Origin of the sequence: Acinetobacter sp. ANC 3832 (genome assembly GCF_002135415.1) — a bacterium.
Classification (GTDB): Bacteria; Pseudomonadota; Gammaproteobacteria; order Pseudomonadales; family Moraxellaceae; genus Acinetobacter.
Map to the genome: position 1 here is coordinate 57,346 of NZ_NEGJ01000001.1, position 24,017 is coordinate 81,362.

Below are 24,017 nucleotides of genomic sequence, written 5' to 3' on the forward strand. Positions count from 1 at the left end.
GAATACAAACTTTATACTTCGCCCAATTGCAATAAGTCCTGCTTAAAAGCTCAGGGAAGTTGGTGAAAATCCAGCACTGCCCCCGCAACGGTAAGAATGAAAAACATATCGTATTGAATGATTTAATTCACACCACTGCACATTCTGTGTGGGAAGGTGGATATGTAAATATTGGCTGATCAGTATTACATTTAAGTCCGGATACCTGCTTATTGTGCCCTTTAACTCAATCATTCACGGGGAGTGAATGTATGGAGCATGTTATGTCTGCATTTTTTAAACCTACCACACTTGTAGGTGCTATCGCTATTGCGATGGGGTTAACTTCCACAACTTTTGCTGAAACTCAAACTTCATCTAATCAAGTAAATACCACTTTAGATACACTTGTCGTTACAGCAACACGTTCTGAAGAAAAAATTGAGAACGTTCCTGCCCGAATTTCAATTATTGAACCACAAATTGTTGAGCAATCACCAATTGCTGAATTACCACACTTATTAATGAGTGATGCATCTATTAATATGGTTCAAAGCGGTGGATTTGGACAAATTGCATCAATCTTCACACGTGGTACAAACTCTGCACACACTCTTGTTTTGCGTGATGGTGTTCGTCTAAACAGTGCATCAACAGGAACTGCCTCTTTAGCATTTTTAGATACCACTGATATCAAACAAATTGAAGTTCTAAAAGGCCCTGCTTCTGTTTTATATGGAACAGATGCAATTGGCGGTGTTGTTCAACTTATTTCAAAAACACCTGAAAAAAGCGCTGCATTTGTTACAGGTGAAATGGGCGAGCATAAAACGTATAAAGCAGTTGTTGGTGCAGATTTAGCAGAAAATGATTTCTACGCACAAATCCGTGGTCAACGCTTAGAAACTGATGGTACTCCAGTCACTAGCGCTCCCAACAGTGAAAATGCAAGCTATGATCAGAAAGGCTATAGTGCAAAATTTGGTATCGATAAAGAACAATTTGCTGCTTCTGCCGATTATAGTGAAAATGAAGGCTATAGCGCTTATGACAACTATGGAAGTTTGACTTCACAAGATTTTAAAAATGAAGTCATTAACCTTAAAGGTCGTATCAATATCACGCCTAACTTTATTTTGAATGCGCGCTTATCTCAATTTAAAGATGACCTACAACAGCATGATGCACCTGATTTTGTTCATAGCAAAACTCAAGAAGCAGAACTTTATTCAAAATGGCAATTCACACCTGCTCAAAATGTATTGTTCGGTGTTGCCCATAAAAAAATTGAAGGTGATGTACTTTCAGTTAGTGAGTGGAGCACCGTTAAATATAATGAAGATGTGAATAGCACAGGCTATTTTCTTCAACATCAATACCAAGATCATGGTGTAAACACTCAAGTCGGTGTTCGTGTTGAAGATAATGAAAAATTTGGTACACAAACTGTTGGACAAGCAGCTGTTCGTTATCAAATTCTGCCACTAACCAGTATCTATACTAATGTGGGTACTGCATTTAGAGCACCCACCACAAATGATTTATATGCAATAGCTTGGGGTGGAAATCCAGACTTAAAAGCTGAAGAAAGTTTTTCTTATGAAGTTGGTTTAGACCAAAAGTTGGCACATAACTTAACGCTTGGTGTTTCTGCTTATCGTAATCAAGTAGATAATTTAATTACTTATTCTGGTTCAAAACTTATTAACCTGAATAAAGCGACATTCAATGGTGGTGAGCTAGGTCTAAAATGGCAACAAGATGAATTATTCTTAAATCTTTCTTATGCTTATGTTCAAGCTAAGAATGACGAAACGAAAGATGACTTAACTCGTCGCCCGCGTCAAAGTGCAACACTTACTGCTGGCTGGCAAGATGCGCAATATGGCATTAGTGCATCAGTTTCAGCAAAATCAAAGTCTAAAGATTTTGCAGATTATCCATCGACTACACCAACAACAACACCTGGTTATGTCACGACTGATGTAAATGCATTTTGGAATGTGAATCCAAACATCAAACTGTTTACCAATATTCAAAATATTGGTGATGTAAATTATAAAACAGCATACAACGGCGCAAACATCTATTACATCAATGGTGGGCGACTTGCCACTGCTGGCGTAACATTTAAATATTAATTTTTACCTCTAAGAAAAATCAGGATAATGTCATATACATGGCATTATCCTTTTTTATGACATCTAAAAACTGAATTTAAGGAACAAAGATGGGACATCGTTTAAGTAAAATTTATACACGTACAGGTGATGCGGGCACAACAGGTCTTGGTGATGGTTCACGAGTCTCTAAAGATGATTTGCGTATTGCAGCTTTGGGGGATGTTGATGAACTCAACTCTGCGATTGGAATTCTACGCTCACAAATTACGGCAAGCGACATTGCAGATAAAGCACCATGGGATAAAAGTTTAAGCCTGATTCAACATTGGTTATTTGATCTTGGTGGTGAAGTTTGTATTCCTAATTACAATCTTCTACAACCGATTTGCATTGAGTTTCTTGAAAAAGAAATTGATCAAATGAATGAATCATTGCCGATGTTAAAAGAATTCATTTTACCTGCTGGAACATTAGCCTGTAGCTATGCACATTTGGCACGTTCTATCTGCCGTCGTGCTGAACGTAGCTTAATGACGGTACAAACGCGTGATCAAAATATTCAAGCAACCGCTTTACAACTTCTTAATCGTTTATCAGATTGGTTATTTGTTGCTTCACGTAGCTTGCAACGTGCTGAAGGTGGTAGCGAAGTTTTATGGCAAAAAAACATTAATGAAACGATTTAACATTAATGCGCATTAAAAGTTTTAATCTTTAAGGCAGAAATGCCCTCTATTGTACTGAGGAGATTGATGCTTCTCAGTTCAATAGAAATTTTTGTTCAATAAAATAAATATTCTGGAATGTAGAGATTTCGTTTAAAAATGATTCATTTGATTCAGATTTATTCATTTTCGACTTAAAATAAAAACATATTGATACTTAGAGTAAATCGATTTGAGAATCATCGGACATCGTGGCGCACGTGGTGAAGCGCCAGAAAATACACTCGGTGGATTCCAATATATTCATGACCTTGGCATACGCGCTGTTGAGTTTGATGTCAGACAGCTTCAAGATGATGAACTCATCATCATGCATGATGACAATTTTATTCGTACAACAGGTATTGATCAAAATCTATATGAGTGCTCAAGCTCAGAACTTGAACCTTATAACCAAGCTAATATTTGGATGGATTGGGACAAACAAGTTACGCCCCTACTTCGCCAAGCTTTAACCATTATGCAGGACTTTGAACATCTTGAAGTGGAAGTAAAAGCGGTCACAACAATGCAAGAAGCAGAAAAGCTCGTTATTGAATTACAAAATCAATTAAAAGGTTTTGAACATTCAGCAGTGATTACGAGTTTTGATTTAAAAATTCACCAAGCATTACAACAGCAAAAATCAATATTTAAACGTGGACTACTCATTGAAGATGACCTGCAAGAAAAAGCCATTGAACAAGCTTTAACATTGGAATGTTGCCAAATTGGATGGATGAACCAGCTTGCGACAGATGAAATGATTCAAGCAACACAAAATGCAAAGCTAGAGATAAGCGTTTGGACAGTCAATGATATCGAACGAGCAAACTACTTACGTAATTTGGGCATCCAAGGCTTGATTACTGATTTTCCCAAAATGATGCAAAAAGCATTGAATCAAATTAAATAGCGCATCATAAAGCCAAGATATAAGCGTAATTACTGTCTCTATTGAATTGTAAATTCGATGTTATCAATATGTTTTCCAACTGAAACCATTAATCCTATTAGGATCTAATGTGCTGTATAAATAACAAACGTGTAGTAAGTATCAAAACTTTAAGCTGTACTTCAACGTATCTATCGAAACTCTTGTAATAAAGCATATTTTCTGTCGATAAAATCAATCATCAGTATGTTTTATTCTGTTACTGTTTTATTCAATACAGATGTACAATAATACTAGTGAACATCTGTTCGCTCATGCTAATATCTTTGAACGTATAGCCTAGAAAAATACTTAAGCTATGCTTTCGTTTTTACCTTTTCAAGGTTCTTAGGAGTGCTGTTGGAGATGAATGCTCCCCTACCCAAAGCCCCAATTAATTGGATCGGAGTTTTTGCGCTAGTCTTATTGCCTATCGTCGCAATTATTGCAATTCCATTATATGCATATCATCATGACTTCAGCGTTGGTGCTTGGGTCAGCTTATTTGTATTATTGGGTCTAAGTAGTTTAGGTATCACTGCGGGTTATCACCGTTTATGGGCACATCGTGCTTATGAAGCGACATTACCGCTCAAAATTATTTTAATGATTATGGGTACCTTTGCTGTACAAAACAGTATTTTGTTTTGGGCTTCAGGTCACCGTACGCATCACCGTCATGTAGATGATGTGGATGAAGATCCATATTCGATTAATAACGGTTTTTGGTATGCACATATTGGATGGATGCTTCGCAACTATCCTGCTGCTGAATCGAACTATAAAAATGCACCAGATTTATTGAATGATAAAGTGGTGATGTTCCAAGACAAATATTATATTCCGCTTGTGATTGCTGTACATGCTGCTATTTTATTACCAATTGGCTGGGCTGTTGGTGATATGTGGGGTGTATTACTGCTGGGTGGTTTATTACGTTTAATCATTAGTCATCATGTAACCTTCTTTATTAACTCGCTTTGTCATATGTGGGGCAAACGTCCTTATACAGATGAAAATACTGCACGTGATAACTTCTGGTTAGCTATTGCGACTTGGGGTGAGGGCTATCATAACTATCATCATATCTTCCAATACGATTATCGTAATGGCGTGAAATGGTGGCAATATGATCCAACAAAATGGTTAATTTGGTCTTTCTCTAAAGTTGGTTTGGCAAAAAATCTACGTCGTATTCCTAGCTTTAATATTAAAAAAGCTGAATTGGCAATGAAGTTTAAATATGCTGAACAAGACTTGGCTGTTTATGGTCATGATGTAAATGCAGATATCCTGGCAATGAAACAACGTATTTCTCAAGAATATGAAGCATTTAGTCATACTTTAAATGATTGGGCGAAGTTGAAAGAACAGGAAATACAGGCAAAAAAAGCCTCTGTTGCCGAAAAAATTCATCAAATGGATGACAAACTTAAAGTTGACTTTCAATTGGTCGAACAAAAATTAAGTTATCATCGTGCGCGTTTAGAAACACTGATGCGCAATGTAAAAAAGAATGTTGTATCTAACTAAATTATAGATTCAAAAGAAAAGCTCCTTTTTAGGAGCTTTTCTTTTATTTGAACTTTACATCCAATAAGCATTAAATATAAGTTCCAATAGGCCTTTTATTTTCCTCTTTTAAACAAAATTTAAAAACTTTATACAATATATCCAATCATCTCTAAATAATGAAAAGGACGACTCATGCAACTCAACAATATCCCTTTTGGTATTACAAATTGGAATGAAATAGAACAAACCAAACATTTGGGTGAGCAAGGTTATGCGCTTTGGCGTACACAGCAATTCGATACGATCCGTGTACGCATTGTGGAATATTCAACAGACTATTTAGCAGATCATTGGTGCCGTAAAGGTCATATTCTTTTTTGTCTTGAAGGCGAATTACATACAGAACTAGAGGATGGTCGTACATTTATACTCACTGCTGGGATGAGTTATCAAGTTGCAGACCATGCTGAAGCTCACCGCTCTTCAACGACAATTGGAGCAAAACTTTTCATTGTCGATTAAGCTGTTTTAATCCGACGACTATATCCAGTATAGTAGTTTCAATTCATCTCAGTATTGTCCACTATGCAATTCAATGCCCGTTATCCATCACTCAATCCTAAACTCTATCATGAGCAAATGCCTGTACCTTTAAAAGGTGCAAAAGCTGGGCATTTCAATGAAGCTTTAGCAGATGAATTACAATGGTCAGCAGAAGATAAAGCCAGTTGGGTTGAAATTTGTAGTGGGCAAAAAACATTCCCAGAATTCCATCCTCTAGCGATGGTTTATGCAGGACATCAATTTGGGCAATGGGCGGGACAATTGGGTGATGGCCGAGGCTTATTGATTGCTCAAATATTAGATCAAAATGGCCAAACAATCGACCTACATTTAAAAGGTGCAGGTTCAACACCCTACTCTCGTATGGGAGATGGTCGTGCCGTTTTACATTCAGTCATTCGTGAATACTTAGCCGGTCATGCCTTAAATGCTTTGGATGTACCATCGAGTAATTCAGTTGGATTTACCACATCTGAACAAGGAGTCCAACGTGAAAAACTAGAACTCGGTGCGATGATGTTACGAACGTCAGATTGCCATATTCGCTTAGGGCATTTTGAATGGATTAATCAATATCAACCTTCATTACTTCAAGAGTTCACACAAAAATGTATTGAGTGGCACTATCCAGAATGTTTAGAAGCAGAACAACCCATTTTAGCTTTTGCAACGAAGGTGATTCAAAAAACTGCGGTAATGATTGCCAAATGGCAACTGGTCGGTTTTGCACATGGTGTGATGAATACTGATAACCTGAATATTACAGGTTCTACTTTAGATTTCGGCCCTTATGGTTTTATGGAACGCTTTCGCCCGAATTGGATCAATAACCACAGTGATTATAATGGTCGCTATACCTATCAAAATCAACCAAGCATGGCGCATTGGAACTTATGGAACTGGCTGAATAATTTAATTCCATTGGCAAAGCCTGAAGAAAAAGAAAAGTTTAAACAAGATTTGGCACAATGCTTAGAACATTTTGAACCGACCTTCCTAGAACACTATACGCATGGCCTATGCGCAAAATTAGGCTTACCCAGCTTCCACAAAGACAGCTTTGATTGTGGTATGGCATTCTTAAGAATCTTACAAACTGAACAACTGGATTACACAAGTAGTTTTCTTCGTTTACAGAATAAAGAATATGAAGCGATGAAAGATGATTGCTTAGACCGTCGTCAATTTGAAGCCTTTTTAACTCAGTATGAAATGATTCGAGAAAATCAGGATATTGGTACTTTGGACGCAACAATGTTTGAAGCCAACCCTATTTATATTTTAAGAAACCATATGGCGCAAAAAGCCATCGAACTTGCCGAACGTAATGATTTTTCTGAAGTTGAACGTTTATTTAGCTTACTCAGTCAACCCTTTACACGACAAACTGATTTAGAAAAACCCGAAGATTTAGCACCATTGCCAAGTGATGTACCTGAAGTGATGGTGAGTTGTTCGTCTTAATTCACAATATTCGTGACAAATAATTAGATATTAATAATTCGCTCTAATGTGGCATAGTCACTTACATTTTCTGTGGATAAGCTTTTGTTTATCCACAAGATAAAGTTCGAATCACAATCGAACTATAGATTTTAGCCTTCAAATGCATAAAAATCAGGCATTACCAGAATTTGCATTTATACCTATACATATGAATAAGAAAATTGTTTTCCTCATTGTTCTACTTTGTGGCATTGCCACAGCGATAGTTTACGCTTACCAAAAATATGAACGCTTTATTCCTGCAACAAACCTGAATACTCCTATAACAGTATTATCAGATCAGGAAATTAAAAAAATTCGTCAACAAACACCAATTACTGAAATTCAAGTCTACAAAACAAAGCGTTTGGTGAATTTACTGCATCAGAACCAAGTCATTCGTACTTATCCAATGCGCTTAGGTTTCAACCCTATTGGACACAAAGTCAAAGAAGGTGATGGAAAAACACCTGAAGGACGTTACTTCATTGATTGGCGAAATCCTAAAAGCGCATTCTATAAATCACTGCATATTTCCTATCCCAATGAACAAGATAAACTCAAAGCTAAACAGCTTGGTCTTTCAGCTGGTGGAGATATTATGATTCATGGCTCTGCGACCACACAACAAGTTCAAAAACTCCCTCAACTGATGGATTATATGCCAAGAAATGACTGGACTTGGGGCTGTGTTGCCGTTAGAAATGTAGATATGGATGAAATTTGGAAGCTCGTTGATGATCGAACACCCATTACCATTTATAAATAAGTCATCCAAAAGTAAATAAGGACAATACTTTCATGACAGGTGAAGAAATACAGCAATATGCACTTAGCATTTCACAAAAATTACCAAAGGCTGAACTGACCCATCCCTTTGGTTCAGACATTGATGTATTCAAAGTCATGGATAAAGTGTTCATGTTAAGTTCAGAATTAAATGGTCAGAAATTTGTAAACTTAAAATGTGCACCTGAACATTCAGAAATGTTAAGAGATATTTATGATTCGATTCATGTGGGTTATCACATGAATAAACGCCATTGGATTTCGATTTATGAGGGCGAGCAGATTAATGAGGAATTGCTTGAAGATTTAGTTCACATTTCTTATGAATTGGTCACTCAAAAACTCACTAAGGCGCAAAAGAATGTTTTGGCGATTCATGCAGAATGATGTGAATAAGAAAAATTTATGTTCATATTCAGAAATATTTATACACAATTTCTGTGGATAACCTTGTGTTTATCCACAAAAGAATGCGTATTTAGACTAAAAACTAATCTTCTGGATATTCAAAACGATAGCCTACACCATAAACAGCTTGCACCCATTCATGGCGGTTTCCTGTTTCAGCAGCATCCGAAATTTTACGACGTAAGTTTTTGATATGACTATCAATAACACGGTCTGCAACATCAAAACTGTCTGGATTAATGTGATCTAAAAGTTGTGCACGTGAATACACCTGTCCTACATGTTCTAAGAACAATTCGAGTAAGCGGAACTCAGTTGGTGTCAAATTCAACGACTTTTGTTGGTACCAAATCCGTTGTTGTGCTTTATCCATCTTAAAGAGGTTGTTATCTTCAGGTTCAGCTTTACGTTCTAAACGGCGTAATACAGCTTGAACACGTGCAACTAACTCTTTTGGACTGAATGGTTTACATACATAATCATCTGCACCCATATTCAAACCAAGCACACGATCAATTTCTTCCGTACGCGCTGTTACCATAATAATCGGCAGATCAGACTGTTCACGAACTTTACGACAAATCGTTAAACCGTCCATCCGTGGCACCATCAAATCGAGAACCATCAAATTTGGTTTACGCTGTAAGAAACTGTTATATGCTTCTTGACCATCGTGAAACATACTGACTTCCAAGCCTGCTGCTTCAAGATAATCTCGCACCAATTCTGCAAGTTCAACTTCATCTTCTACAAGCATAATATGTTTCATGCGTAGTTTTTCCTTTTAAACGTTTGTCTGTTTTGGAAAAGTGAGTTTGCAACGCAAACCACCCAATGGTGAATGTTCAAAACTCAATGTTCCACCCAATGCTTGCACAATTTTACGGGATAATGCCAAGCCTAAACCTGTACCACCTGTGCTACGTGTTCGAGAATCATCCACACGGTAGAAACGTTCACCTAAACGTGCCAATTGCTCGTCGTTTAAACCCAATGGACTATCATCAACATAAACCGTCCATGTCTGTTCATCTTGTTCAGTATGTACACGAACTTCACCGCCTGCTTCAGTATAGCGAATACTGTTGCCTAACAAGTTGACCATAATTTGCTTAAAACGATCTATATCTAATTGTAATTGAGTTCCACTTCCTTGCGCGGAAATACGTAAATCAGCTTGTTCAAATTTAGGTTTAAAATTCTCAATTTCTTGTAAAACCACAGCCCAAGGATCCATCTCAGTAAAATAGCACTGTAATTGTTGCGCTTCTGCTTGAGCTAAATCGGCTAAATCTTGTGTTAACTTTTTCAAACTGGTGACTTGACGTAACATTGATTCAAAATGAGTAGGGGTCGGTTTACGAATACCATCTTGCATTGCTTCAATTTGAGCTTGTAACACTGCTAATGGTGTTTTCAATTCATGCGATGTATCTGCAACCCACTGCTTACGTGAATGTTCATGCTGATCTAAAATCACAGCCAAATGATTAATTTCTGTCGAAAGATCACCTAATTCATCATTTCGATTAATTTGAACCTGATGTTGATAATTACCTTTGGTTAATTCTCTTGTTGCATCTAATAAACGCTGAATCGGCTTTTTAAAATAGGTTGCCAATAATAAAGCCGCGACTAGACTCGCCAATAATGTCAAAATATAGATTAAGAACAAATAGCGTTTTTGATTACTAAAGAAGTTAATACTTAAAGCATCATCTTGATCTAAAACAGGTTTAAGACCTAAATAACCCACAGTTTTATTATTTACAATAATGGGGCGATAAGAAATTTGATCATTGGATGCTTCACCTAAAATAAAGTGATGATCTGCATCATATAAAGACAAACGTGAACTTAAGCCCAAACGGTCAGGCATGGCAATAAAACGTTTTTTACCATTTTGCTGTTCAGGTGAAATTAAAGGTGAATTCTTATTTTTTGCATCTGATCTTTTGAATAGGCTTTCATTTGAACTTAAAGGGAACTTTAATCCTTCAAAGGGTTGATATTCTGAAGGTAAATTTTCTTCTAAAATTTTACGTTCTTCCAACCCCATACGTTGCTGGTCTTGAGAGTTTTCATCCGTTAAAGGGCTCATTAACGTATGTTCTTTAAAATAACGCTGTTGCAAAGCAATGTCATATTGTCGGCGTAACCACCATTTCGATAATTTATCGTAATCGTCTGGGCCTGCTGTTCCTTCTATTTGTAGAATTTGTGCCTGAACTGCATTTCCCCAGTCCTGATATACGCCATACACGCCCGCTAGATTATCAATCAGATGATCTAGTTTCTGCATTTCAACATCTGCCACATATTTGGCAAAGTTTTTTTGCATCGTCCAATGTAATACTCCCAAACTCACAGTCGTGATCACTAAAGTCGTGAGCAGTACCGTCAGGAATAGACGTAATGCAATCGGGACACGGCGTATTTTCAAAACAGGTCTCACCTTTTTGTTCTCATTTCAACATTGTATCGAACAGTTACCCAAAATACTCTCCATTGTTTCTACATCATTATTGCTTAATCTTTACGACATCAACCAACATAGAATATTCATTGGAGATCATGACCATGAAAGCAATGACGAAAATAGCATTGGTATCTGCAAGCGTTTTAACAATGGGTGCGTTAACTGCATGTCAGTCGACGACAGCACCGAATAAAGATGGTCATGGTTCAGAAATGATGCGTGGTCATCATCAACATGATCGTCAAATGACACCTGAACAGCGCGAGCAAAAGAAACAAATGCGTGCTGAACACAAAGAAATGCGCAAACAAATTCGTAAAGCATGTGATGGTAAAACTGCGGGACAAGCTGTTCAAGTTAAAGCGGGTAATAACACCGTAGATGGTACTTGTAGCATGGTATTCAAAGCTGACCATAAATCGATGGCAGAGATGAAAGGTGAATTCCGCAATGACCAAGGTCGCATGATGCATGGCGGACAGCGTATGAAAGACATGACTGAAGAACAACGTGCCCAAGTTAAACAGCAATTTGAACAAAAACGTGCAGAACGTAAAGCACAATGGGATGCCATTCAAAGTGCTTGTGCTGAACAAGCCAATGACAAAGCGATTCAAGTCAAAATTGGCGAAAAACTCATTGATGGTCAATGTAAAATAAAATTTAAACCAAACCAACCTATGAATGATTTACGTCGTTCAGCACCAATGCAAATGACAGATGCACCAGCCGCACCATAAATAACAAACACGTATTCGATCAATATAAAAAGGCACTTTAAAGTGCCTTTTTTGTTGGACATATTTTTTTACGATTTTGACATTTTGTTTCATCTTTTTTAGATCAAATATATATACTATTTAAATACTTAGTTATTTCATGGGAAATTTCTTTGACTTTACAGTCACAGAGAAACAACCAAGTTATCTTGTGCCTCGCTATAAGATGTTGCACGATGTAGTAGAACAATTATGTGTCATTGAAGATACACATTTTTATTAAGATTATAAATCTGGTTTAACCAGTATTGAGGAACCCGATATGCCACAATACAAAGCACCCTTACGTGATATGCAATTCGTTTTGCATGAATTATTAAATGCTGAAGAACATTATGCAAAACTCCCTGCATACCAAGAAACCGTAAGCCGTGAATTGATTGATCAATATTTAGAAGCTGGCGCGGATTTCTGTGAAAACGAATTATCTCCATTAAACCAAACTGGTGACCGTGAAGGTTGTACTTGGAATGATGGCGTAGTAACAACACCTACGGGCTTTAAAGCAGCATATGACAAATATGTAGAACTTGGCTTCCCTTCACTTTCGGTTCCAGAAGAACATGGCGGTCAAGGTTTACCAGGTTCACTTGCAACGACTATTTCTGAAATGGTTGGTTCTGCAAACTGGGCATGGGGTATGTACCCGGGTCTTTCTCATGGTGCAGTTCGTACAATTGAGCACCACGGTTCTGCTGAACAAAAAACGACATTCTTACCTAAACTTGTTTCAGGTGAATGGACAGGTACAATGTGCTTAACAGAATCGCATGCAGGTTCTGACTTAGGTATCATCCGTTCTAAAGCTGAACCTCAAGCAGATGGTAGCTTTGCAATCTCTGGTGAGAAAATCTTTATATCTGCAGGCGAACATGACATGGCGGATAATATTATCCACATCGTACTTGCTCGTTTACCAGGTGCACCAAAAGGCACAAAAGGTATTTCATTATTCATTGTTCCTAAATTCAACGTGAATGCTGATGGTTCTATTGGTGAGCGTAATGCAGTACGTTGTGGTTCGATTGAACACAAAATGGGTATCCATGGTAATGCAACTTGCGTGATCAATTTTGATAATGCGAAAGGCTTCCTCATCGGACCTGAAAACCGTGGCTTACATGCCATGTTTACCTTCATGAACACTGCACGTATTGGTACTGCTGTTCAAGGTTTAACAGCTTCTGAATCTTCTTTCCAAGGTGCTTTGGCCTATGCGAAAGATCGTTTAGCAATGCGTTCACTTTCAGGACCTAAAGCGCCTGAAAAAGAAGCAGATCCAATTATTGTTCACCCTGCTGTTCGCAACATGCTCATGACTCAAAAAGCATTTGCTGAAGGCGGTCGTGCATTGGTTTACTTCTTGTCTCAATATGCAGATGTTGTAGAACAAGGCGCAACTGAAGAAGAACGTAAATTCGCTGACAACATCTTGTCTTTACTTACTCCAATTGCAAAAGCATTCTTAACTGAAACAGGTTCAGAATCTGCGAAGCACGGCGTACAAGTATTCGGTGGTCACGGCTTTATTTCTGAACACGGTATGGAACAAATTGTACGTGATACACGTATCTCTTGTTTATATGAAGGAACAACTGAGATTCAAGCTTTAGACTTATTGGGTCGTAAAGTATTGGGTACTCAGGGTGCAATGCTCAAAGATTTCACCAAAATTGTACATAAATTCCTTGAAGCAAATAAAGACAATGCTGAGATGAAAGAATTTGTTGAACCACTTGCTGCTCTGAATAAAGAGTGGGGTGATTTAACCATGCAGATCGGTATGAAAGCGATGCAAAACCCTGATGAAGTGGGTGCTGCAGCCGTGGATTACATGTACTTCTCTGGCTATGTGACGCTTGCTTTCTTATGGGCGCGTATGGCACTTGTTGCACAAGAAAAGCTTGCTGAAGGTTCGTCTGAAACTGGCTTCTACAATGCAAAAGTAACCACTGCTCGTTTCTACTTCAAGAAAATCTTGCCACGTGTTCGTTCTCATGTAGACGTGATCGCTGGTGGTTTAGATCCATTGATGGCTTTAAGTGCTGAAGACTTTGCATTTTAATTTGCAGTCTTATCTAGCATTCTAAAAAACTGTACTCCCAAGTACAGAAATAGAGAAAGGACTGTCATAGCTTTGATGGTCCTTTTTCTTTATCGTTATGGCCTATAAGCTGCCACACAAATGTTAACTCTTAATCATCTAATACATTAAGATATCTAGCATAAGTTTTAACCACCTCTTTAGTTTTCTCTTTAGAGGAAAAATGAAAAGACGTTATGTAAGATATCCATTGCAAACCGATTGCTTAGACTGATTAAAAACAACGTAATTTAGACAAAAACAGGTGTACGAATCATGCCAATTTATAATGCGCCACTTGCGGATATGAAATTCATCATTAACGATGTATTCAATGCAGAACAGTTCTGGCAATCCAATGAGAAACTTGCTCATGTTGATGCTGCAACTGCGGAAGCCATTCTTGAAGAAATGGCTAAATTTGCTCAAAACGTGACTTTACCTTTAAATCGCACTGGCGATGAAGAAGGCGCAACCTATAGTAATGGTGCAGTGACGACACCTGCTGGCTTTAAAGAAGCATTCCAACAATATGCTGAAGGCGGTTGGATTGGCTTAGGTGCAGATGAGGAATGGGGTGGTCAAGCCATGCCTAAGATGCTGACTGTACTTGCAGATGAAATGCTATTTGCAACCAACCCATCATTCATGCTCTACCCGCTTCTTTCTGTCGGTGCTGGTATGGCTTTAAACAGCTATGCATCACAAGAACAAAAAGAGACTTATTTACCTAAAATTTATTCAGGTGAATGGTCAGGTACCATGTGTTTAACAGAACCACATGCAGGGACTGATTTAGGCATTATCAAAACCAAAGCAGAACCTAATACCGATGGTACCTACAACATCACAGGGACTAAAATCTTTATTACAGGTGGTGATCACGACCTTGCTGAAAACATCATTCACTTAGTTTTAGCAAAAACACCTGATGCACCTGCGGGTTCACGTGGTATTTCATTGTTCATCGTACCGAAATTCATTGTGAATGAGGATGGTTCTTTAGGTGAACGTAATACTGCGGGTCCAGGTTCAATTGAACACAAAATGGGGATTAAAGCCTCTGCAACATGTGTAATGAACTTTGATGCTGCGAAAGGTTATCTTGTTGGTAAGGAAAACGAAGGCTTAGCGGCAATGTTCGTCATGATGAACTACGAACGCTTGTCTATGGGTATTCAAGGTCTTGGTGCTTCTGAATATGCCTACCAAAATGCAGCACAATATGCGACTGACCGTTTGCAAGGTCGTAGCGCTTCTGGTGTTCAATCTCCAAACAAACCCGCAGACAGTATTTTAGTACATGGCGATGTACGTCGTATGTTACTTAATGCGCGTGCGAATAATGAAGCATCTCGTGCATTTGCAGTCTATGTGGGTCAGCAATTAGACATTACCAAATTCTCAACCGATCCTGAAGCCGTTGCAGCAGCAAATAATCGTGTTGCACTTCTTACACCCATTGCAAAAGCATTCTTAACAGATACCGCATTTAATGCTGTGATTGATGCACAAATGGTGTTTGGTGGTCATGGTTATATCCGTGAATGGGGTATGGAACAATGTGTTCGTGATTTACGTATTTCGCAAATTTACGAAGGAACTAACGGCGTTCAGTCTCAAGATTTAATTGGTCGTAAAACCATCAAATGCAATGGTCTATTCATCGCTGAATATATCGCTGAAATTCGTGATTTTGCCAATGATTTAGAAGCAGACCTTAACTTCATTAAAGATGCAACTTTAGATGTTGCAACAGAAATTGAAGTTGCAACACAACGTGTCATTGAACGCGCAAAAGAAAATGTAGAATTCTCAAATTCTGTTGCTGTCGATTATTTACATGCGGTAGGTCTACTCAGCTTTACTTACATGTTTGCTAAAATTGCCAAAGCAGCAAAAGCAAAAGAAGGCGAGTTCTATCAAAACAAATTGGCTTTGGCACACTACTTTATCCAACGCGTTTTGCCTGACCTAAGTTCACGTATTGCGAAAATCAAAACGGGTTCAGAAGTGATTATGGGCTTTAGCGAAGATTACTTTACCAATCAGTCTTAATTGATTTTGATATAAAGACCATCCTCACTTAAAATTTATAGTAATATAAAAAGTGATGTAAAAAATGCCTGACTGTACAAGTGTATAGTTCAGGCTTTTTTTACTTTGAGCTAAAATTTAAGCAACGATTATTGAGGGTAATATTTTTGTATGGATTCAACCATTTCAGGATTTGAATCTTGTAAAGCTTTTGAAATATTATGAATATCTGCTTCAGAACGATTTTGACTAACTTTGAACTTTCCAATAATTGAAGAAATTTTAATTTCAATCGCAGCAACTTTTTCTAATTGCTCTGCAATAAAATCATTTGGCGCATCCCCCATTCTCCATGGGTTTTCTTGACTCTCTTCATGTGTTCGTGTCAAACAAGCCAATACACCACGTAAATATTGATCATCTTCCATCAATTTAATCTGGCCTTTCACATGTACAACACGGTAGTTTCACGTGGGAACAACACGATGATGCTCTTGCTTACCTTCATACCAATTGGGAGAAATATAATTTTGCTCTGCTTGAAAAATGATATAGGCAGACAACGGTTTCTCTAATAAAGCAGTCAAAGGATTGGCTTTAGCAATATGCCCTTTGAGAACTCCAAACTCACCAATCTGACGATCCAACTCTAAAGGAATATGATTGGCTTCAATCTCGCCATCAGTAACAACCATCAGACTTGCCAATGGATAATCTTGAATCAGTTGATATAAATCATCTAAATTTTCTAGTTTAAAATGCGTTGGTAAATACATTTTTTATTCTCAAAATACACATCCATTTAGTAGAACATAACATGTATGTGCATCAAAAAAGTTTCAGAAATTATTCATTGTTCGTTCATGTGCATGAAATTTGCATGCTTTTTACTATATTTAAACTCAGTAACTTGGAGGACAGCGAATGAATAAAGATCCACGCATTGAAAAACTTGAAAACCTCCTCGATCGTTTAGGCAATATGGCTGTTGAAGCTTTTCATTATTTAGCCTTATTTATTATTGGTTGTATGATTGCGTGGTCTGCGGTACATACCATTATTAATATTTTAACAATCAAACAATACGCCACCATTGATGATATTTTATTACTCTTCATCTACTTAGAATTAGGGGCAATGGTTGGAATTTACTTTAAAACCAATCATATGCCTGTTCGTTTTTTAATTTACGTTGCGATTACAGCTTTAACTCGCCTGCTCATTGCAGATATTCAACATGACCACAAAGCCAGTATCGACTTAGTGATTATTACAGGTTCAATTTTGATCTTGGCATTTTCAATATTGATTGTCCGATTTGCATCTTGGACTTACCCTTCTGTAATCCGAGATAAACACACAGACAAACCTTTGGCACATGGCAAAACACCTCGCCCTGAAGATGATGAACTTGCATAAGAAAAGCAGGCTTTAAGCCTACTTTTCTATTATGATCTAAAGAAAATAAATTCCTTTAGTACCCACCATTCAGTAAAACTTGCGCAATTAAACCTGTAGCAAGGGCAACAAGGACAAAATTACCATCAATATTTGCCCATCCATAACCGCGAGGTGGTTCATGCAAATGGTAGCCACGCCAATCATTCACGTAATAATGTGAGCTTCGGTAATAATCTGGTAAACGCTCGCCAACACGGTAAACCACACGTTGGTTATATCGGTTACCATAATAAGGATTGGATTGATAACGATAACCACCAGACTGATAGCGTCTTTGATCATAACGATATCCATGATCATATCGAGAAGGTGAATTCCAGTTCGATGATGGACGATTATTCCACTGTGATCCGTTATGATTGTTCCATTGAGGTGCAGTTGGGCGACTTGGTGATGGGCGCTGTTGACTATGATGCTGAGCACCTTGGTAATTACTCCATCCATGATCATCCGCCATAGTTGCCATGGACGAACTTAATAATGCAACACTAACCACACCAATGATAAGAGACTTGTTCATAAGTGTCCCCCTTTATGAGATGGTTTTAGCTTAAACTTTAAGCAAGTAGAAATAATGGATAAACGTAGAAAATCTGAAAATAATTGTAATATGTCGCACTGAAATATAAAAATGCAAAATTTAATGCACTTTTGTGCTTTCACTAAAAATTAACGATCATTGGGTATTTGTACATAGCGTCCGTGTTGAAAAATCCAATGCATTCCCACTTGCGGATCTGGCAAACCATAACGTCGCCAATCGGTAATTAAAGTATAGTTCGAGCTTTCAATTCTAGAGTTTGAATCCCCATTCACAAAACCATGGCTTTCCGAATGATATTCAGTTTGTGTTGGAAATTGATGATTATAAATAATCGTGACTCCATTTTGCGGTGGGTAACTTGGATATGAATCTGTTGGGTAATAATGGTTCGGATATTGAGGATGTCCCCAATGCGGTGGTCTTTGATATTGTGGTGGTTGTATCGGGATTTCCTGTGTAAAAGGATGACCATAAGGATCGGCATAACCTTTGTAGGTTGTGGTATACGGAGGCTTCTTAGGCTGAGGTCTTTCAACACTTTTATAATTCCCCCAATCTTTTGCATCTGCCATAGCTGAAATAGGTAGACCTGAAATCATCAAGATTGAAGCTATTCTTATAAGATCATTATTCATAATCCTCTCCCCCGATCAATCATTTATGTGTGAGTGCTGTATTAATTTAAGATACTCAATGAATAGAAACGATACAAATTATATTTTTTGTTTGATTCAAATGTTATTTCATCGATACAGCAGATCTAAGCTTCTGCTAAGATAAAGTTTTTAGCTGACTGGATTTTGTATTGTGTCTGACCTAAGTTTTGATCGTCTGCATCAATTTTTTTGTAAAGTTCCAAGCATTCAAGAATCACTGATTGATGCTTATGGCTCTGACAATCAACATGCATGGTGGTTCAAATTTCAAATTAATATTGAACATCCTTTGGCATGGCAAACAGTACAAGAACTTGGTCATGTTCTGAATTATATTTCTAAAAATGAACGCCTTCCAACTCAATTTCTTCCTGTTTCACCTCCACCCTATATGAATGGTGGTCCTAAAGAATTTTTGGCTTGGGTGATTCAATGTAACCATCCTGACTTTAGTCCAAATATTGTTTGTGATTGGCTAGAAGCTCGCTTGCCACAACCTGTAGAAGATGAAAAACAGTGGAATATTAAAACAGATTTAAAAGAATTGGATAATATGAAAGATTCTGATTTAGATAAATTGGTTCCACCGAATCCACAATAAAAATATATAGCGACATATACTTTCTAAAGCTCTATTAAAAAATAAACTCCCTTTATCAAAGGGAGTTTATTTTAAGTTAGATCTCTACACATTAAAAAGTAGATAAGCCACTCCACTCCATAAAACGATAAGTCCAATACTTCACAAAAGAATCATCAGCAAATTTGCTATAATCCACACTCATATTACGCCCATCTAAATTTGACCAAGCAGTATTGAAGTATTTCTCAGCATCAACAAATACGGGCTGATTCGGTTGACCAATCACCCGTAAATCAGTTTCAAGATTGTAATTTTTTAAATTACGTGCCGTAAAATTAGCTGAACCTAAAATTAGCTCACTTGATTGAGCATTACGTTTCACAATCATTTTGCTATGACATTGCTCACCTTGTGTATTGCACCAACGCACATCAATACCTGCATCATGTAATTCTGAAGCCACCTGACGGTTTGGAATACCATTTTTCTGACGACCAAAAGCATCTTTATTCGGATCAAGTAAAATACGTAATTGAACCCCACGTTGTTTTGCAGCAATCAATTGTTTGATGATTTGACGCTCAGATAAATAAAACATTGCCAAATCAATGTGATCTTTAGCTTTTGCGGTTTCAAGTAAGTTTAACACCGCTTTATAAATGGCTTCTTCAGTAAGTACCTGAACTTGTGGATCTGTTTTTTCACCATCAAAATTACCCGTAACAATAAATGGCGTATCGCCACCAGACATATGTGCAACAGGTTGTTCAGATTTTAAAACATCCAGTGCGGTATGACCTGAAACCAGTAATCCAACATTTGAATGACGTGAACTACCATCATGTGGATTCGCTGAAGTCACAATGGTTTTCCAGCCTTCAAGCGTATCGACAACAATGGTTTTACGGTGATTGGCTTTAAAATTGAATAAATTTAAATAGCTACGAATCGTAATTTTTTCTGTACCAAAAGGATTCGCTAACCAACCTTTTTCAGTGTTATTGCCTGCATCCTGACAACACAAATACCATAAGCCTGACCATGTTGGATTGGATGCTCGAAGTGGTTTTAAATTGGTTTCAATGACATCCACACCTGCTTGGCGTAATTGACGATATTGCTCAGGAGCAGTGCCACCATAAACAGAGTTAATTGGATCTGTAATAAACTTCACTTCTAAGTTTGGATTCATCGCCCGTGCATGAATCAAGGCTTTGGTCAATTCTTGCGTCAATGCTCTTTGCTGAACTTTCGAATCACCCACTTCTTGGTTAAACAAAAACATATCGATCACAATGGTACTTTGTGCTTCATCAATCAGTTTCAGTATTTGATTAAAAATCTGATGATCTTGCTGTTGCTTACCTTGCGCATCCAGATACGTTTCATCCACAATAAATTTAACATCGGCATGTCTTAATGGCCCAGTGAAGTCTAAGCCCTCTGGTAGAGGTTTATAAGTTTGATAAATTGCTGAAGCCAGATAACCCACAGCAAGAAAACTGAGAATTAAACCGATATAACGGCGTTTTGACCAATTCAATTTACCTTGAATTTTATGAAAGATACGCATAAGAAAAAACCTAATCCAATGTACTCAGACTAGGTCTTATCTCCTTATTTTTCAATAATGATTTAGTAGACTTCTTGCATAAAGCCCTTTTATTTTCCCTTCGAGCAGAAAAATAAAGAGGCTATTAACACTGATGCAAGATGTTTAATGAACACAGTGATCACTTCAAATTAAAATGTAAAATTTACACCCATCACAAAATTACGACCGATTTGTGGAATGGTAGATAAAAAAGAACTGTGTTCATATACCGTTTCATCTAATAAATTATTGGCATTAAAAAACACACGCGCTTCCTGTTTCCCTGACATTGGATGCTTATAAGCCACCCCAACATTGACCATATTATAACCCTGCGTATCTGTTTCGTATGATGCAATATCATCTTGTTTAAACACATGTGCATACTCAGCTGAACCTGACCAATGATCATCAAATTCTGCATTTACTTTCGTTCCTAAGCGACCTGCGGGTACACGTGGGGCATTGTCTCCATCAATTTTACCTCGTACATAATCACCGAATACACCGACCTTATAAATAGGTGAAAACTGATAAGCAACTTCTGCTTCTGTGCCATAGAACTTCGCTTCATTTTGAGAATATTCAATCAAACGAAAGTTCTTATATTGATCTAAAGTCTTGGCATAAATGTAGTTATCAAACCAGTTGTGATAAAGATGCACGTGATAACTGAGTTTTTCATCATCATAATGTAAGCCAAGCTCAACATTATTCGATTTTTCTTTGCTTAAATCTTCATTTCCTAGCTCATAAGTATTGGTCGCAAAATGTCCACCATCCGCATAAAGCTCTTGAGCTAAAGGTAAACGTTCTTGATGTGAACCGACCAATGACAGTTTATAGTTGGGTTTAAATTCCCAATTCACAGCCCCTGAATAAGAAAAAGCATTGCCATCAAAATCTTTTTGTGTGGAATCTATATCAATTTTTTGATGATCTAAACGTGCACCTAGCTCAAAATGTAGATCATTCCATTGCTTATGTTCCAAACCGAAAACACTATATTTTTGAGTTTTATTGGGTGCCAAAATTGCTTCTTCACCCGTAATATCTAATTTTTGTTGACTGCCTTGCAAGCCCAGTACACCTTCCCAACCTGCAACAGGATTGTGAACCAACTCAATACGACCTTCATAACCTTGACTGTTAAATGTCGTCATTGACGTGCCATCTTCAATTTCATCATGTTGATAATCGGTATAACTGGCTTGCACTCGCAGTTTTTTAAAGCCTGCAAAAGGATCATTCAATTCAGAGCGAAAATCATAACGCTCTGTTTTCAAATCAATCCATGGACCTGATTCTGCATGAGCATGTTCATCATCATGATCTGAATGGTCGTCACCATCATCATGGTCACCACAATGCAAATGATCCCCATGAAGATGACAAGATTCATATTCATGACTATGTCCTGGTAAACCATATTGATCTTGACGGTTACTATAGGAAATGCCTGCAAAACCACGTTCACCAATCCACGACAATCCAATATTCACATTGTCTGAATTTGAAAATGTACTACCTACCCGACGTTCAGGTATTGAATGTGAATGATCGCCATGGTCTTCGGTCACAACATAATTCGGTGCAATATAATTATTTGCATCACGTGTCAAACCTTCTACACGTAATGCAACATTGCTTCCCAATCCAATTGTTAATCCTCCATTTGCCAATGTCTCGTCATTGCCTGTGTTATAGCGAATACCAACATTACCTTCATAACCATTTTCAGGCATTTGAGTCGGAATTTTAGTATCCGTAACATTAATTAGACCACCAACGGAACCTGCACCATACAACAAAGTAGAAGGACCACGTATGACTTCAATGTTCTGTGCCAATTGTGGGTCAATCGTGACAGCATGATCAGGTGATAGACTTGAAACATCCATGGTTTCAGTTCCATTTTGAGTCACTTTAACCCGTGCACCTTCTTGCCCACGAATCACAGGTCGGCTTGAACCTGCCCCAAAACTATTAGAACGAATCCCCAATTCATCTTTAAGAACCTCACCTAGCGTTGTGCCCACTTGTTGTAATTTTTCACTAGAAACTGTTTGATCTACCACACCAAAATCAACATTTGATTGTTCTAAGGGATGTGCACTAAAAGTAAGTGTTCCTAGTTTTTGTATTTGATCATTTGTATCTTCAGCCCAGATTGATGTTGAAACAATGGCTAAAATGGAGAGTGTCAAAACACTTTTAGAAAAAGACATGCGGGCTCTCAAAGCTCAATATTTTGAATAATGTTATATTATAACATTTCATTTAATTTGCAATAAAAAACACACCTGAACTCTTTTTTATTTAAACTATTAGTCACTATACTTGTTTTTTGATGTTAAATTTTTAATGCCTTTTACACTTTCCCATACTGTTCTTGCTCCTCCACTTGCCAAACTGACAGGTCACCGCTTACCGATTGCTGCTTTAGCCATTGGTACAATGACACCTGATTTATATCGAATTTTGGTCAAAACAGAAATTTATTTGAATCATCAATGGAAAGGCATTATCTACCCCGACTTAGTGGTTGGATTGTTATTTTGCTTTTTATGGTATTGCTTATACCGTCCCTTTCTTTTTCAGCTTTTGGGCTTAAAGAAAAAGCTGAATATTCATTCTTTACGATCATTCTGTACCTTTATCATCAGTATGCTGATTGCCATTATCATTGGTACAGCAACACATATTATTTGGGATGGACTCACTCATTTAGATTTCAGAACTTTCGCATTTTCTAATTTTCTGGCTCAGCCTGTTACCTTATTTAGCCATAGCTATCCAATGCATCGAGTACTACAAATCGGTACTTCTGCTTTAGCACTCCCCTTTATCGGTTGGATGGCTATTCATTATTATTCTCAATATAAGCAAGGAAATACTGTTAACTTTAAGCTCATTAAATTTGCGATGGCATTATTTTCAGGCTCTTTTATTGTTGGTTGTTGCAGCTACCTATACATCGCAAAACAGACAGGTTTCTATCCTCCCAATACAGATCTTTATACTTTCATTGGATTCTTTATGAAAAGCTTTACACGAGGTTCAATCCTCTGTTTTAGCTTAGGTTGTATTCTATTTTTTATTTTAAATCGTCAGCAATATTTTGATTAATGTCTGATTTTAGATATTACTTTTAATACTTCATTTCCGCTTTGTTATTCTCATCCATATTGAAAATGCACTGTTTTTGACACTGCTTCTTGTGACTCACCGCTCAAAGAGGCATAATCCATCATTACATTTAAAGGCGGTACGCTGTTTACGTATACGCTTTCCTTAACC

20 protein-coding genes, 1 pseudogene and 1 riboswitch are annotated in these 24,017 nt (G+C 37.5%); of the genes and pseudogenes, 14 read left to right on the plus strand and 7 right to left on the minus strand.

Annotated elements, in window-relative coordinates:
* Nucleotides 1-16: 16 nt before the first annotated feature.
* Nucleotides 17-228: riboswitch (cobalamin riboswitch) on the plus strand.
* A gap of 35 nt (nt 229-263) precedes the next feature.
* The 8 genes from B9T35_RS00280 to B9T35_RS00315 all read left to right on the plus strand — a co-directional run bounded on the left by B9T35_RS00280 (nt 264) and on the right by B9T35_RS00315 (nt 8,480).
* A complete protein-coding gene (locus B9T35_RS00280) occupies nt 264-2,120 on the plus strand; it encodes a TonB-dependent receptor plug domain-containing protein (RefSeq protein WP_086189145.1) in 1,857 nt (618 codons plus the stop codon).
* A gap of 89 nt (nt 2,121-2,209) precedes the next feature.
* Nucleotides 2,210-2,788 (plus strand): cob(I)yrinic acid a,c-diamide adenosyltransferase, encoded by a 579-nt coding sequence (locus B9T35_RS00285; protein WP_086189146.1) that lies wholly within the window; start codon nt 2,210-2,212, stop codon nt 2,786-2,788.
* A 211-nt stretch (nt 2,789-2,999) separates the two neighbouring features.
* A complete protein-coding gene (locus B9T35_RS00290; RefSeq protein WP_086189147.1) occupies nt 3,000-3,722 on the plus strand; it encodes a glycerophosphodiester phosphodiesterase in 723 nt (240 codons plus the stop codon).
* A 384-nt stretch (nt 3,723-4,106) separates the two neighbouring features.
* The gene (locus B9T35_RS00295) at nt 4,107-5,273 is read left to right on the plus strand and encodes an acyl-CoA desaturase (protein WP_086189148.1); all 1,167 of its coding nucleotides are present in this window, start codon (nt 4,107-4,109) and stop codon (nt 5,271-5,273) included.
* Between the two features lie 174 nt (nt 5,274-5,447).
* The gene (locus B9T35_RS00300; protein WP_086189149.1) at nt 5,448-5,777 is read left to right on the plus strand and encodes a DHCW motif cupin fold protein; all 330 of its coding nucleotides are present in this window, start codon (nt 5,448-5,450) and stop codon (nt 5,775-5,777) included.
* Between the two features lie 63 nt (nt 5,778-5,840).
* Entirely contained in the window at nt 5,841-7,283 is a 1,443-nt protein-coding gene (locus B9T35_RS00305; RefSeq protein ID WP_086189150.1) for a protein adenylyltransferase SelO, read from the plus strand.
* A 190-nt stretch (nt 7,284-7,473) separates the two neighbouring features.
* Nucleotides 7,474-8,073 (plus strand): L,D-transpeptidase family protein, encoded by a 600-nt coding sequence (locus B9T35_RS00310; protein ID WP_086189517.1) that lies wholly within the window; start codon nt 7,474-7,476, stop codon nt 8,071-8,073.
* Between the two features lie 32 nt (nt 8,074-8,105).
* Complete coding sequence (locus B9T35_RS00315) at nt 8,106-8,480, plus strand: MmcQ/YjbR family DNA-binding protein (protein WP_086189151.1); 375 nt, start codon at nt 8,106-8,108, stop codon at nt 8,478-8,480.
* A gap of 103 nt (nt 8,481-8,583) precedes the next feature.
* On the opposite strand, the gene B9T35_RS00320 is transcribed toward B9T35_RS00315, so the two are convergent.
* Together B9T35_RS00320 and baeS are read right to left on the minus strand one after the other, a co-directional pair.
* Nucleotides 8,584-9,270: a response regulator gene (locus B9T35_RS00320; RefSeq protein WP_086189152.1), complete on the minus strand. Its 687-nt coding sequence runs from the start codon at nt 9,268-9,270 to the stop codon at nt 8,584-8,586.
* 15 nt (nt 9,271-9,285) lie between these two features.
* Nucleotides 9,286-10,944: a sensor histidine kinase efflux regulator BaeS gene (gene baeS, locus B9T35_RS00325; protein ID WP_086189518.1), complete on the minus strand. Its 1,659-nt coding sequence runs from the start codon at nt 10,942-10,944 to the stop codon at nt 9,286-9,288.
* A 137-nt stretch (nt 10,945-11,081) separates the two neighbouring features.
* Here baeS and B9T35_RS00330 point away from each other — a divergent pair, with 137 nt between their 5' ends.
* The 3 genes from B9T35_RS00330 (at nt 11,082) to B9T35_RS00340 (ending at nt 15,900) form a co-directional block, all read left to right on the plus strand.
* The gene (locus B9T35_RS00330; protein WP_086189153.1) at nt 11,082-11,720 is read left to right on the plus strand and encodes a hypothetical protein; all 639 of its coding nucleotides are present in this window, start codon (nt 11,082-11,084) and stop codon (nt 11,718-11,720) included.
* A gap of 301 nt (nt 11,721-12,021) precedes the next feature.
* Nucleotides 12,022-13,824, plus strand: a complete 1,803-nt coding sequence (locus B9T35_RS00335; RefSeq protein ID WP_086189154.1) for an acyl-CoA dehydrogenase C-terminal domain-containing protein — start codon at nt 12,022-12,024, stop codon at nt 13,822-13,824.
* Between the two features lie 294 nt (nt 13,825-14,118).
* On the plus strand, nt 14,119-15,900 hold the full coding sequence (locus B9T35_RS00340; protein ID WP_086189155.1) for an acyl-CoA dehydrogenase C-terminal domain-containing protein: 1,782 nt from the start codon (nt 14,119-14,121) through the stop codon (nt 15,898-15,900).
* Between the two features lie 128 nt (nt 15,901-16,028).
* Here the strand turns inward: B9T35_RS00340 and B9T35_RS00345 are convergent.
* Nucleotides 16,029-16,655 (minus strand): annotated as a pseudogene (locus B9T35_RS00345) (FMN-binding negative transcriptional regulator).
* Between the two features lie 148 nt (nt 16,656-16,803).
* Here B9T35_RS00345 and B9T35_RS00350 point away from each other — a divergent pair.
* Nucleotides 16,804-17,298, plus strand: coding sequence for a phosphate-starvation-inducible protein PsiE (locus tag B9T35_RS00350; protein ID WP_086189156.1), 495 nt, complete (start codon nt 16,804-16,806; stop codon nt 17,296-17,298).
* Nucleotides 17,299-17,353: 55 nt separating this feature from the next.
* Here the strand turns inward: B9T35_RS00350 and B9T35_RS00355 are convergent, their stop codons facing one another.
* On the minus strand, nt 17,354-17,860 hold the full coding sequence (locus B9T35_RS00355; protein ID WP_213033339.1) for an RcnB family protein: 507 nt from the start codon (nt 17,858-17,860) through the stop codon (nt 17,354-17,356).
* A gap of 149 nt (nt 17,861-18,009) precedes the next feature.
* Nucleotides 18,010-18,519, minus strand: a complete 510-nt coding sequence (locus B9T35_RS00360; protein ID WP_086189157.1) for an RcnB family protein — start codon at nt 18,517-18,519, stop codon at nt 18,010-18,012.
* Between the two features lie 172 nt (nt 18,520-18,691).
* Here B9T35_RS00360 and B9T35_RS00365 point away from each other — a divergent pair, with 172 nt between their 5' ends.
* Nucleotides 18,692-19,141, plus strand: coding sequence for a hypothetical protein (locus tag B9T35_RS00365; protein ID WP_086189158.1), 450 nt, complete (start codon nt 18,692-18,694; stop codon nt 19,139-19,141).
* Nucleotides 19,142-19,232: 91 nt separating this feature from the next.
* Here the strand turns inward: B9T35_RS00365 and B9T35_RS00370 are convergent, their stop codons facing one another.
* Both B9T35_RS00370 and znuD read right to left on the minus strand, forming a co-directional pair.
* Nucleotides 19,233-20,696, minus strand: a complete 1,464-nt coding sequence (locus B9T35_RS00370) for a phospholipase D family protein (protein WP_086189159.1) — start codon at nt 20,694-20,696, stop codon at nt 19,233-19,235.
* Nucleotides 20,697-20,866: 170 nt separating this feature from the next.
* Nucleotides 20,867-22,945, minus strand: a complete 2,079-nt coding sequence (gene znuD, locus B9T35_RS00375; protein ID WP_086189160.1) for a zinc piracy TonB-dependent receptor ZnuD — start codon at nt 22,943-22,945, stop codon at nt 20,867-20,869.
* A gap of 136 nt (nt 22,946-23,081) precedes the next feature.
* Here znuD and B9T35_RS00380 point away from each other — a divergent pair, with 136 nt between their 5' ends.
* Nucleotides 23,082-23,846 carry a DUF4184 family protein gene (locus tag B9T35_RS00380; RefSeq protein ID WP_086189161.1) on the plus strand — a complete coding sequence of 255 codons (765 nt, stop codon included), beginning with the start codon at nt 23,082-23,084 and terminating at the stop codon, nt 23,844-23,846.
* Nucleotides 23,847-24,017: the final 171 nt, after the last annotated feature.